Origin of the sequence: Methylibium sp. (genome assembly GCF_965279545.1) — a bacterium.
Classification (GTDB): domain Bacteria; phylum Pseudomonadota; class Gammaproteobacteria; order Burkholderiales; family Burkholderiaceae_C; genus Methylibium.
Genome location: NZ_OZ257250.1, coordinates 3,847,464 through 3,860,121 on the forward strand (window position 1 = coordinate 3,847,464; position 12,658 = coordinate 3,860,121).

10 protein-coding genes and 1 tRNA gene are annotated in these 12,658 nt (G+C 70.1%); 10 read left to right on the forward strand and 1 reads right to left on the reverse strand.

Translation table 11 applies throughout. The features are described 5' to 3' along the window. Positions 1–10: 10 nt before the first annotated feature. The 10 genes from ACQY9S_RS18010 to ACQY9S_RS18055 all read left to right on the forward strand — a co-directional run bounded on the left by ACQY9S_RS18010 (position 11) and on the right by ACQY9S_RS18055 (position 12,114). Positions 11–835 (forward strand): hypothetical protein, encoded by an 825-nt coding sequence (locus tag ACQY9S_RS18010; protein WP_428421574.1) that lies wholly within the window; start codon positions 11–13, stop codon positions 833–835. A 64-nt stretch (positions 836–899) separates the two neighbouring features. Continuing rightward, positions 900–2,246 carry a 16S rRNA (cytosine(967)-C(5))-methyltransferase RsmB gene (gene rsmB, locus ACQY9S_RS18015; protein WP_428421575.1) on the forward strand — a complete coding sequence of 449 codons (1,347 nt, stop codon included), beginning with the start codon at positions 900–902 and terminating at the stop codon, positions 2,244–2,246. 43 nt (positions 2,247–2,289) lie between these two features. Continuing rightward, entirely contained in the window at positions 2,290–2,904 is a 615-nt protein-coding gene (locus tag ACQY9S_RS18020; RefSeq protein ID WP_428421577.1) for a DUF4390 domain-containing protein, read from the forward strand. 25 nt (positions 2,905–2,929) lie between these two features. After that, entirely contained in the window at positions 2,930–5,272 is a 2,343-nt protein-coding gene (locus ACQY9S_RS18025; protein ID WP_428421579.1) for an ATP-binding protein, read from the forward strand. A gap of 45 nt (positions 5,273–5,317) precedes the next feature. Continuing rightward, entirely contained in the window at positions 5,318–6,004 is a 687-nt protein-coding gene (locus ACQY9S_RS18030; protein WP_428421580.1) for a response regulator, read from the forward strand. Between the two features lie 54 nt (positions 6,005–6,058). Continuing rightward, positions 6,059–6,134, forward strand: a tRNA-Phe gene (locus ACQY9S_RS18035). 227 nt (positions 6,135–6,361) lie between these two features. Beyond that, positions 6,362–6,688 carry a preprotein translocase subunit YajC gene (gene yajC / locus ACQY9S_RS18040; RefSeq protein ID WP_428421582.1) on the forward strand — a complete coding sequence of 109 codons (327 nt, stop codon included), beginning with the start codon at positions 6,362–6,364 and terminating at the stop codon, positions 6,686–6,688. A gap of 134 nt (positions 6,689–6,822) precedes the next feature. Further along, a complete protein-coding gene (gene secD, locus ACQY9S_RS18045) occupies positions 6,823–8,703 on the forward strand; it encodes a protein translocase subunit SecD (RefSeq protein WP_428421584.1) in 1,881 nt (626 codons plus the stop codon). 15 nt (positions 8,704–8,718) lie between these two features. Beyond that, positions 8,719–9,753, forward strand: a complete 1,035-nt coding sequence (gene secF / locus ACQY9S_RS18050) for a protein translocase subunit SecF (RefSeq protein WP_428421586.1) — start codon at positions 8,719–8,721, stop codon at positions 9,751–9,753. A 42-nt stretch (positions 9,754–9,795) separates the two neighbouring features. After that, on the forward strand, positions 9,796–12,114 hold the full coding sequence (locus ACQY9S_RS18055; protein ID WP_428421588.1) for a DUF1631 family protein: 2,319 nt from the start codon (positions 9,796–9,798) through the stop codon (positions 12,112–12,114). Between the two features lie 42 nt (positions 12,115–12,156). Here ACQY9S_RS18055 and ACQY9S_RS18060 read toward each other — a convergent pair whose 3' ends face one another. Further along, a complete protein-coding gene (locus ACQY9S_RS18060; protein ID WP_428421590.1) occupies positions 12,157–12,609 on the reverse strand; it encodes a DUF494 family protein in 453 nt (150 codons plus the stop codon). Positions 12,610–12,658: the final 49 nt, after the last annotated feature.

Consider the following 12,658-nt stretch of genomic DNA (forward strand, 5'->3'; position numbering starts at 1 on the left):
CCCCATCCCCATGACGGATCTGCAGGACGCCCTGATCGAGCAGCGTGACGCGCTGTCGCGTTTGTCGTTCGTCAACGGGCCGGGCGAACGGCTGGCCGCGCTGCTGGCCTTGCTGCTCACGCCCGGCAGCGAGCCCGAGCGGCGCGCCTGGGCCGAGGCCACGGCCGGCGTGGCCGTGGCAGCTCGGCTGGCCGCCGACGTGGAGCGGCTCACGCCGTCGGCCCGCCTGCCGGTTTTCGAGGCCTTGCTGGAGCGCTCGCGATCCGCTGCGCTGCCCGAGCGCCAAACGCTGGTCGAGACGGCACGCGGCGTGATGGCCGCCGACGGGCAGGTCAGCCCGCTCGACCGGCTGCGCTGGCTGACACTGCGCCACCGGCTCGGCGAGGCGCCGCTGGCGCCGCCGGGGGCCGCGCTGGGGCGCCGGGCGGGCGACATGATGGGCACTGCGGCGGCCGAATTCGCGATCCTGAGTGCCTTCCTGGCCCGCATCGTTCCGGAGGCTGCCGACGACGGAGGCATCGGCGCCGCCGGGCAAGCCTGGCACGGTCGGGCGCTCGCGCCTTGGGACAGCGTGCTGGCACCGCGCGGCGGTGCGGCGGCGCTGTGCCGCGTGCCCGACGGCGAGCAGCTGCGGCGGGCCTTGCGCAGCGTGCAGGGCCTGTCATGGATGCAGCGTCCGGTGCTGCTGCGCGCCTGGATCGATGCGCTGCCCGCGCCCGGTCCCGCGGTCCTCGGCCAGGAGGCCTGCGATGCCCTGCGGTTGGCGGCTACCCTGCTCGACGCGCCCTTGCCGCCGAGCCTCGCCGCGCGCTACACCGAGCCGGGCTGGGCTTGACCGCGGCATCGGGCGGCGGCGTTGCCGCTTGCCCCGGTGACCCCGCCGCCTACACTGCGCGGCCGTGAACGCTCCTGCCGCCTCATTGCCCCTGGCCGCGCTGCTGGCCCACACCGCCGACGCCGTGGCGGCGGTGTGCGCCGGGCGTTCGCTGAACGACGCGCTCGCGGCCACGCCGGCCGGTGCGCGGCCGGGCACGCAGGCGCTGGTGTTTGGCGTGCTGCGCGGCCTGGGCCTCGCGCAGGCGCTGCGCCGTCAACTCGCACCGAAGCCGCCGCCGGCCTGGGTCGATGCGCTGCTGCTCAGCGCGCTGGCGCTGGCGCACCACGATGCGCAGGCCGTCGATGCGCCCGCCTACGCGCCGCACACCCTGGTGAGCCAGGCGGTCGAGGCGGCCAAGCAGCGTGCCCGGGCGCAGTCGGGCTTTGTCAACGCGGTGCTGCGCCGCTTCCTGCGCGAGCGCGAGGCCTTGCTCGCAGCGGCGCTGCGCGATCCCGTCGCTGTGTGGAACCATCCGCGCTGGTGGATCGAGACCCTGCAGCGGGACTGGCCGCAGCAGTGGGCCGACCTGCTGCGCGCCAACCAGCGGCGCGCGCCGATGACCCTGCGCGTCAATGCGCGACGCCACAGCCGCGCCGCGTACCTGCAGCGCCTGGGCGAGGCCGGCATCGCCGCGCGCGCCGTGACGCTGCCGGGCACCGCCGACGGTCACGCCATCGAGCTGGCCGTGCCGTGCGCCGTGCAGCAGCTGCCCGGCTTCGCCGACGGGGCCGTGTCGGTGCAGGATCTCGCGGCCCAGCAGGCCGCGCCGTTGCTGCTCGGGGCCGGCCTGCCGCCGGGCGCACGGGTGCTCGATGCCTGCGCAGCGCCGGGCGGCAAGACGGCCCACCTGCTCGAGCTCGCCGAACTGGACCTGCTGGCGCTCGACGCCGACCCGCAGCGGCTCGTGAAAGTGCGGGAGACGCTGCAGCGCCTGGGCCTGCAGGCGCAGCTGCAGGCGACCGACGCGCGCGATGTCGCGGCCTGGTGGGACGGCCGGCCGTTCGACGCCATCCTGCTCGATGCGCCGTGCAGCGCCTCCGGCATCGTGCGCCGCCATCCCGACGTGCGCTGGCTGCGCCGGCCGTCCGACGTCGACACGCTGGCGTCGACCCAGGCGGGGCTGCTCGACGCCCTGTGGCCGCTGCTCAAGCCCGGTGGACGGCTGCTTTACGCGACCTGCTCGGTCTTCCTGGCGGAAGGCGCACGCCAGATCGACGCTTTTTTGCAACGCGCACCCGATGCGGGCAGACGGCCTTCGCCCGGCTACCTCCTGCCGGTGGCCGACAATCCCGTATCAGGGGACGAGGGGCTGCCGCAGCCCTCGACGGACGGCTTCTACTACGCGCTGCTCGACAAGCGTCGGCCCTGAGTCACACCGCCACCCAACCATCCCAACTCTCCGACTTGTCGACGTGTTCACCGCCTCGGTTCGACGCTGGTTGCAGCCTGCCGCGGGCCGGTCCGCATGGTGCCTGTCCGGGCTCTGGCTGGCCCTGGCGTTGTGGCTGGTGCTCGGCGCCTCGCTCGCGCGGGCCGAAGGCATCGATCTCGGCGCGCTGGACCTGAGTCGCAGCGAGGACGGCCTGCTGCTCGGCTACACCGCCAGCGTCGAGCTGCCGCGTGCCGTCGAGGATGCGCTGCAGAAGGGCGTGCCGCTGCACTTCGTGGCCCAGGCCGAGGTGTTCCGCTCGCGCTGGTACTGGCGCGACAAGCGCGTGGCCCGTGCCACCCGCAACTGGCGGCTCACCTGGCAGCCGCTGACGCGGCGCTACCGCGTCAACTTCGGCAGCCTGAGCCAGAGCTACGACACGCTGTCCGATGCCCTGGGCGCGGTGCAGCGCGCCAACCGCTGGAAGCTGGCCGAGCCCGGTGACCTCGAGGACGGCGCGGGCCAGTACCTCGAATTCAGCCTGCGCCTCGATACCTCGCAGCTGCCGCGGCCCTTGCAGATCAGCTTCGGCGGTCAGGCCGACTGGGAGCTGGCGGTCGAGCGCAGGGTTTCCGTGCCCGAGGCGCAGCCGCGCTGATCCCGGCACGGACACGGCGGCGGGGATGGAATTCAAGCGTTTGCGCCGGCGTCTGGCGCTGCTGGTGGCGCGCCATCCGGACCGGCGGGTTTCGCGCGGCGTGTGGATCGTGTCGCTGGCGGCCACGATCGCCGCCGCGCTGGTGCTGACCTTCCTGCTCGCGATCGCCACCAACAACCGCGAGTTCTACGAGCGCCACTACACCTGGCTGCTGTGGGTCAACGTCGTGATCGCGACCCTGCTGGTCGGCGTGATCGGCGTCGGTGCGGTGCGGCTGGTGGCGCGGGTGTTGCGGGGGCGCTTCGGTTCGCGGCTGCTGCTGCGACTGGCGGCGATCTTCGGCGTGGTGGCGGTGCTCCCCGGGGCGCTGGTCTACACGGTGAGCTACCAGTTCGTGTCACGCAGCATCGAGAGCTGGTTCGACGTGCGCGTCGAGGGGGCGCTGGAGGCCGGGCTCAACCTCGGCCGCGGCACGCTCGACGCGCTGGTCAACGACTTCGCCGGCAAGACACGTGTCGCCGCGGAGCGGCTGGGCGAGGCGCCCGAGCGCCAGCAGCCGCTGGCGCTGGAGCGCTTGCGCGAGCAGCTCACGGCCCAGGACGTGGCGGTGCTCGGTGCCAATGGGCAGGTGCTGTCGAGTGCCGGTGCCGCGGCCGTGCTGGCGCCCGAGCGTCCCAGCCTCGCGCAGCTGCGCCAGGCGCGCGCCGCGCGCGTGACGACGCAGATCGACGGCCTGGACGACGACGGCGCCGCCACGCGCACGCCCGGCGCACCGGGCGCCGACCTGCCGCCCCAGCAGCCGCGCGTGCGGGTGATCGCGCTGGTGCCGGCCGAGGGTTTTTCGCTCAGCCGCGAAGACCGCTACCTGGTGGTGAGCCAGCTGCTGCCGGCCACGCTGGCGGCGAACGCGCTCGCGGTGCAGAGTGCCTACCGCGAGTACCAGCAGCGCTCGCTGGCGCGCGAAGGGCTGCGCAAGATGTACATCGGCACGCTGACGCTGACGCTGATCCTCGCGGTGTTCGGTGCGATGCTGCTGGCGGTGACCTTCGCCAACCGGCTGGCCCGCCCGCTGCTGCTGCTGGCCGACGGCGTGCGCGAGGTCGCGCGCGGCGACCTGAGTCCGAAACCGGTGTTCGCTTCCGGCGACGAGCTCGGGGGGCTGACCCGCTCCTTCGCCGACATGACCCAGCAGCTCGCCGATGCCCGCGGGCTGGTGGAGCAAAGCGTTGCCGAGCTCGAGACGGCGCGCGGCAAGCTGCAGGCCATCCTCGACAACATGAGCGCCGGCGTGATCGTGTTCGACCGCGACCGGCGCATCGACAGCGTGAACGCTGGCGCGACCCGCATCCTGCGGGCGCCACTGTCGGCCTACCTCGGCCGTGCGCTCGGCGACGTGCCGGGGCTGGAGGGCTTCGACGCCGCGCTGCGCCGGCGTTTCGACCAGATCGAGAACGGCTCCGAGCAGGGTGACCGCGACCACTGGCAGGACTCCTTCGAGCTCACCACGACGCCTGATCGCGAGGCCGTGACGCTGTTGCTGCGTGGTGCGCCGCTGCCCTCGGGCGGGCTGGCGGGCGGCGCGGCGCGGCTGGTCGTGTTCGACGACATCACCGAACTCGTCTCGGCCCAGCGCGCCGAGGCCTGGGGCGAGGTGGCGCGCCGGCTCGCGCACGAGATCAAGAACCCGCTCACGCCCATCCAGCTGTCGGCCGAGCGCATCCAGCACCGGCTCGAGGCCAAGCTCGATGCGCCGGACCAGCAGATGCTCGCCAAGTCGGTCGCCACCATCGTCAACCAGGTGCAGGCGATGAAGCAGCTGGTCAACGAGTTTCGCGACTACGCCCGCCTGCCGGCCGCGCAGCTGGCACCGCTCGACCTCAACGCGCTGGTGCTCGAGGTGCTGGGCCTGTACGCGGAGGTGCAGGAGTCGGGCCGCCTGCGCACCGAGCTGGCCGAGGGCCTGCCGCGGATCCAGGGCGACGCCACCCAGCTGCGGCAGGTGGTCCACAATCTGGTGCAGAACGCACTCGACGCGGTGGCCGAGCGCACCGACGGCCAGGTGCGCGTGCGCACCGAAGGTGCGCGCAACGAGCAGGGGCAATGGCGCGCGGTGCGCCTGGTGGTCGCCGACAATGGGCCGGGCTTCGGCGAGCGCATGCTCAAGCGCGCTTTCGAGCCCTACGTGACGACCAAGACCAAGGGCACCGGCCTGGGGCTCGCGGTGGTCAAGAAGATCGCCGACGAACACGGCGCGCGCGTGCGGCTGACCAACCTCGCCGGCGAGGGACCGGCCGACGCCGGCGTGCCGACTGTCGGGGGGGCTCAAGTTTCGCTATCATTTTCGAAGTGGCTGCCCGGGCAGGGCTAGCCTTCAGGCCGCGCCGGCACGGCGTGAGCCACGCATCAGGACCCCATGGCCACCATTCTTGTTGTAGACGACGAGCTCGGCATCCGCGCACTGCTGTCGGACATCCTGAGCGACGAAGGCCACAGTGTCGAGTTGGCCGAGAACGCCGCCGAGGCCCGGGCGTTCAGGGACCGTGCGCGGCCCGACCTGGTGCTGCTCGACATCTGGATGCCCGATGTCGATGGCGTCACGCTGCTCAAAGAGTGGGGCAGCTGCAACCTACTGACGATGCCGGTGATCATGATGTCGGGCCACGGCACGATCGACACGGCCGTCGAGGCGATCAAGTTCGGTGCGATGGCCTTCCTCGAAAAGCCGATCACGCTGCAGAAGCTGCTGCGTGCCGTCGAGCAGGGGCTGGCCAAGCCGGCTGCGCGGACGGTGGCCACCGTCACGCCGCTGCGACCCGGTGAGCGCGATGGCTTCGCGCTGGACGCGCAACTCGGCGGGATGTCCGGTTCGCTGCCGATTGCAGTGGGACTGCAGCCCGAGCAGAGCTTCGAGCTCGACCGGCCGCTGCGCGAAGCGCGCGATGCTTTCGAGAAGGCCTATTTCGAGTTCCACCTCGCGCGCGAGAACGGCAGCATGACGCGTGTGGCCGAGAAGACCGGCCTCGAGCGCACCCACCTGTACCGCAAGCTCAAGCAGCTCGGCGTCGATCTCAGCCGGGGCAAGAAGGGTGCGGTGGCCTGACCGCCAGGCGCCCAAGGCAAGGCCCGGCGGGGTGCTGCTACACTGGCGCCCCTTGGCTCGGTAGCTCAGTTGGTAGAGCAGCGGATTGAAAATCCGCGTGTCGGTGGTTCGATTCCGCCCCGAGCCACCAGATCCGAAACGGCCCCCGCGTGGGGCCGTTTGCATTGGCGAACCCCGCGGTGACAGGGGTTGCGGCCGCGGTTTGCTCGCCGGCACATTCCGCATACCACGGTTGCGCAGCCGCCAGCGCTCGGCCCGCACCGAACCTTCCCGCCCCCACCCGCTCCAACCGCCGCGAGAGGGAGCGCGCACTACAATGCGCGCTGTCGTTGGTGCAACCAATTCAAGGACGAGACAGTGTTCATTTCCGAAGCTTTTGCCCAGGCCGCGCCGGCCGCAGCCGCCGGTGGGGAGTCGAGTCTGCTCACGATGCTGCCGCTGGTGCTGATGTTCGTGGTGCTGTATTTCGTGATGATCCGCCCGCAGATGAAGCGCCAGAAGGAGCACAAGGCGATGGTCGACGCGCTCGCCAAGGGCGACGAGGTCGCCACCTCCGGCGGGGTGCTCGGCAAGGTGACCAAGGTCGGTGACAGTTACCTGAGCGTCGAAGTTGCCAGCGGCGTGGAGCTGCAGGTGCAGCGCTCGGCGGTGGTCCAGGTGCTGCCCAAGGGCACGCTGAAGTAAGCCAGGCGATCGCGCCGCGCGCGGCGCGGTGTCCGAAGGCCGCGCTCACCGCTGGGTGTCGCGGCCTTTCGTGCAAACAAGGGCGCCGTGTCCCACGGTGCCAGGACGGGGGCGACGCTCCCGAGGATGTTGCGATGAACCGCTACCCATGGTGGAAGTACGTGATCCTGGCGATCGCGCTGCTGGTCGGGCTGGTCTACACGCTGCCCAACCTGTTCGGTGAGGCGCCGGCCGTGCAGGTGTCGAGCGGCAAGGCCACACTGAAGATCGACGCTGCGGTGCTGCCGCGCGTCGAGCAGGCCCTGCAGGCCGCGGGCCTGCAGGCCGACTTCGTGCAGCTCGACGGCACCTCGATCAAGGCGCGCTTTCGCGACACCGACGCGCAGATCAAGGCCAAGGACGCGATCGCCAAGGCGCTGAATCCGGACCCCGCCGACCCGGGCTACATCGTCGCGCTGAACCTGCTGTCGCGTTCGCCGACCTGGCTGCGCTCGCTGCATGCGCTGCCGATGTACCTCGGCCTCGACCTGCGCGGCGGCGTGCACTTCCTGATGCAGGTCGACATGAAGGCGGCGTTGACCAAGCGTGCCGACGCCCTGACCGGCGACATCCGCAGCCTGCTGCGCGACAAGAACATCCGCCACGCCGGCATCGCGCGCGAGGGCAACGCGGTGACGATCACCTTCCGTGACCAGGCCACGCTGGCGGCGGCACGCACGGCGCTGGCCGAGCCGCTGCCGGACCTGCAGTGGGCCGAGTCCGCCAGCGGCAGCGATTTCACGCTGACCGGCAACCTCAAGCCCGAGGCGGCGCGGCGCGTGCAGGACCAGGCGATCAAGCAGAACATCACGACCCTGCACAACCGCATCAACGAACTCGGCGTGGCCGAACCCGTGATCCAGCAGCAGGGCGCCGACCGCGTGGTGGTGCAGCTGCCGGGCGTGCAGGACACGGCGAAGGCGAAGGACATCATCGGCCGCACCGCGACGCTGGAGCTGCGCATGGTGGACGACAGCGCCGAAGCGGCTGCGGCGGCCACCGGCGCCGGGCCGGTGCCTTTCGGCACCGAGCGCTACGTCGAGCGCGGCGGCGCGGCGCTCATCGTCAAGCGCCAGGTCATCCTCACCGGCGACAGCCTGACCGACGCCCAGCCCGGCTTCGACGGCCAGACCCACGAGCCGGCGGTGCACCTGACGGTCGACGCGAAGGGTGCGCGCATCATGCGCGACGTCTCGCGCGACAACGTCGGCAAGCGCATGGCGATCCTGCTGTTCGAGCGGGGCAAGGGCGAGGTCGTGACCGCACCGGTCATTCGCGGCGAGCTCGGCTCGCGCTTCCAGATCTCGGGCCGCATGACGACGCAGGAGGCGAGCGACACCGCGCTGCTGCTGCGTGCCGGTTCGTTGGCCGCGCCGATGGAGATCGTCGAGGAGCGCACCATCGGCCCGAGCCTCGGCGCCGAGAACATCGACAAGGGCTTCAACAGCGTGATCTACGGATTCAGCGCGATCGCCGTGTTCATGTGCGCCTACTACCTGCTGTTCGGCGTGTTCTCGACGATTGCTCTGGCCGTGAACCTGCTGCTGCTGGTGGCCGTGCTGTCCATGCTGCAGGCCACGCTGACGCTGCCCGGCATCGCCGCGATCGCGCTGACGCTGGGCATGGCGATCGACGCCAACGTGCTGATCAACGAGCGGGTGCGCGAAGAGCTGCGGGGCGGCGCGTCGCCGCAGACCGCGATCCACACCGGTTACGAGCGCGCCTGGGCGACCATCCTCGACTCCAACATCACGACGCTGATCGCCGGCCTCGCCCTGCTGGCGTTCGGTTCCGGTCCGGTGCGCGGCTTCGCGGTGGTGCACTGTCTGGGCATCCTGACCTCGATGTTCTCCGCGGTGCTGTTCTCGCGCGGGCTCGTGAACCTCTGGTACGGCCGTCAGAAGAAGCTCAAGAGCGTGTCGATCGGGCAGGTGTGGCGCCCCGACGGCGGCACACCGCCCACCGCACAGGCTTGAGAAGGAGAGAGGGTCATGGAGTTCTTCCGCATCAGGCGCGACATTCCGTTCATGAAGCACGCGTTGGTCTTCAACGTGGTGTCTTTTCTGACGTTCGCCGCCGCCGTGTTCTTCCTCGTCACGCGCGGCCTGCATCTCTCGATCGAGTTCACCGGCGGCACGGTGCTCGAAGTCGAGTATGCGAAGTCGGCCGACGTGCCGCGGGTGCGTGCCGCGGTCGAGGCGCTCGGCTTCGGCGAAGTGCAGGTGCAGAACTTCGGCACCTCGCGCGATGTGCTGGTGCGCCTGCCGCTGCGCGGCGACATCAAGCAGCAGGAGGTCGTGGGTCGCGTGTTCGGGGCGCTGTGCGCGGCCGAGGGCGGGCAGGTCGCTGCATCCCGGTCGGCCACCGAGCCGGGCGCTCCGGCGAGCGTGCAGGCTTGCGATGCCGGCGGCGCGCAGCCGGTGACGCTCAAGCGCAGCGAGTTCGTCGGACCGCAGGTCGGCAAGGAGCTGGCAACCGACGGCGCGATGGCGCTGGGCTTCGTTGTGGCCGGCATCATGATCTACCTCGCGATCCGCTTCGAATGGAAGTTCGCGGTCGCGGCGATCGTCGCCAACCTGCACGACGTGGTCATCATCCTGGGCTTCTTCGCCTTCTTCCAGTGGGAGTTCTCGCTCTCGGTGCTGGCGGCGGTGCTGGCGGTGCTGGGCTACTCGGTCAACGAGTCGGTGGTGATCTTCGACCGGATCCGCGAAGCCTTCCGGCGTTTCCGCAAGATGAACACGCCCCAGGTGATCGATCACGCGATCACCTCGACGATGAGCCGCACGATCATCACCCACGGATCGACACAGATGATGGTGCTGTCGATGCTGCTGTTCGGCGGCGCGACGCTGCACTTCTTCGCGATCGCGCTGACGATCGGCATCCTGTTCGGCATCTACTCCTCGGTGTTCGTCGCCGCGGCGATCGCGATGTGGCTCGGCGTCAAGCGCGAGGACCTGATGAAGTCGGGAGGCGTCAAAGGCAACGATCCCGACGACCCGAACGCAGGGGCCGTGGTGTAGAGTTGAAACAGTCTGTCTAACCCTCGCCAGCCCCCATCCTCCATGGCCACCCCAGCTGCCCCGTCCGCCCTGGCCGTACTAGCGCGGCGGGTGTACATGGAGTCGCTGCTGCTCGCGGTACCGGCCGCCGTGCAGGCGGTGCTGGGCGGTGCCAACCGGCTGGCGAACGAGAAGGCCGAGCCGCAACTGGCGCACAAGCGCATGAATGCGGCGATCGACCTGACCCGGCCGGCTCCGCAGTGGCAGCAGGCCATGCTCGACAGCCTGAGTGCGATGCCGCGCACCACCTCGGGCGGACGAACCTCCCTTGGCGCCGCGCCGTCGTCGAGCATGGGTGCGGGCCGCGACACGCTGCAGCTGGTCGACGACGACACGATCGAGGTCGAGATCCTGAGTTCGCGGCTTGCCCTGGCCATGATGGACAAGGCGTCGTGGGAGTTCACGGACCTGCGCGCTCGCATGTCCAGCCTCGAGCGGCGCGATGAACTCGACAGTGGCGACACGCTGCGACCGCATGTGGTGGCGCGGATCGTGATCGACAGCTGGCGCAGCGCTGGCCTGTCGCTCGAGCACTGGCGCACGATGCAGAAGGTGCTGCACGAGGTTTTCGGCGAACTGGTCGAAGAGTCGTATCACGAAACGAACCGTTGGCTGCTCGGCGAGGGCGTGCGCCCCGAAATCGACCTGCGCCCGATGATTCGCCGTTCCACCGGCGCGCATGTCGCGTCGATTCCGGTGACCACCGGCTTCGGCGACATGGCCGAGGCTCAGGGGGGCTTGCGGCGCGCCAACGTCGTCATCGGCGGCACGACGACGTCGACCCGCGGTGCCGGCGTCGGCGAGGAAACCCGGCTGATGACGCGCATGAGCAATCTGGCGCGCACCGCAGGGCATGCCGAGGCGGTGCTGGGCCGTCTGAACAAGCTGGTCGGCCGGCAGGTGCCGTCCTTTGCCGATACCGCGGAGATGCAGCCGTCGCCGAGCTTCAAGCGCGCGATCGCGGAGGCCCAGAGCGGCATCCAGCGGCAGCTCGCAACCACCGGGCGCGACGACCGCGTCGCGATCAGCACGCCGGCGCTGCTGCAAGAGCTGCAGCAGCGCAAGCAGGCGCTCAAGGAGGCCGCCAGCACCCCGGTCGAGCGCGCCACGATCGAGATCGTGGCGCTGCTGTTCCAGAGCATCCTGACCGAGGAGAAGATCCCCGCCGTCGTGCGCGTGTGGTTCGCGCGGCTGCAGATGCCGGTGCTGCGCGTGGCGGTCAGCGAGCCTGATTTCTTCGCCACCACCGACCACCCGGCGCGCAAGCTGATCGACCGCATGGGGGCCTGCGTGATGGGCTTCGACGTCAGCTCGCGTGCCGCTGGTGACGCGCTCGACAAGGAAATCAAGCGCGTGGTGCAGGTGGTCGAGGCCTATCCCGACACCGGGCGCCGCGTGTTCCAGACGGTGCTGACCGAGTTCGAGCGCTTCCTGGAGCACTATTTCAAGACCGAGAACGAGGCCACGCGCAAGGGCGTGTCGCTGGCCCAGCAGGTCGAGCAGCGCGAGACGATGGCCATCCAGTACACCATCGAGCTGCGCAAGATGCTCAACGAAGTGCCGGTGCAGGAGGGCGTGCGCAACTTCCTGTTCCACGTCTGGGCCGATGTGCTGGCGACGATGGCGCTGAAGTCGGGCGCTGCCAGCGAGGCCACGAAGATCATGAAGCGCGCCGCCGCCGACCTGATCTGGTCGGCCGGCGCGAAGGTCTCGCGCGAGGAGCGCGCCGACGTGATCCGCCGCCTGCCGCCGCTGCTGAAGACGCTGCGCGAAGGCATGGCCGAGGCCGGGCTGGCGCCGGAGAAGCAGGACGAGCACATCCAGGCGCTGAACGACTCGCTGGCGGCGGCTTTCACCGCCAAGGCGGCGGCCATTCCCGCGGAACGGCTCGAGGAGCTGATGGCGCGGCTCGAGGACCTCGAAGAGATGCTGCCCGACGCCGAGGACATGCACATCGACGAGTCGATCGTGATGGACCTGTCGGGCCACGAAAGCACCGAACTGCAGATCGTCACTGATGGGGGCTCGATGCCGACTCCGGCCATGATCGCCTGGGCCCGTGAACTGCAGGTCGGAGGCTGGTACATGCTCGAGCACCGCGGCCGGATCGAATCGGTGCAACTGGCTTGGCACGGCATGCGCAAGCAACTCAGCCTCTTCGTCTCGCAGCAGGGGCGTGGCACGCTGTTCCAGCAGCACCGGCTGGCGTCCTTCCTTCAGGCAGGGCTGTTGGTGCCCGCGCAGGACGAGGCGCTCACGGTGCGCGCGACCCGCAGCGCCTTGGCCAAGCTCGATGCGGACCCGCAGCGGCTACTGAACTGAGCGCAGGCTCCGGGTCGGGGCAGCTCGCGCCAGTCGTCGTTGTCAGTGGATCAGGCGGTCCACGTCGTCGACAAACAACTCGTCCAGAATCAGGGCGTCCGGCTCCTCGCCGAGGCTCCAGAACACCATCAGCACGATGATCTTCAGGTCTTCGACCGCCAGCGGGCTGGCGGGAATGGCCATGGCGCGGTCGATCACCATCTCGCGCATCGGCGCACGCAGCACGCCGGCCGATTCGAGGAAGCTGACGAAACCGATCGAGGCCTCGCCCAGATGCTCCAGCTCTGCGGGAGAGTACACGCGCAAGGCATCGGCGCTCTGCTCGCCGCTGTGCGACTCGGCCGCCAGCGTCAGGCCGGCCAGCCAGCTCAGCGCATCCTCGATTTCCTCGTTCTCGAAGCCCATTGCGGAGAGCTTGCGAGACAGTTGACGGTGATCGGGGCACGCATCGGGCTGCCAGTAGTTTTCGTAGAGATACACGAGCACGTCGAACATGCGACAAGATACCACAGGGTCTTTGAACACGAGCCGACTGCAGCTTTGT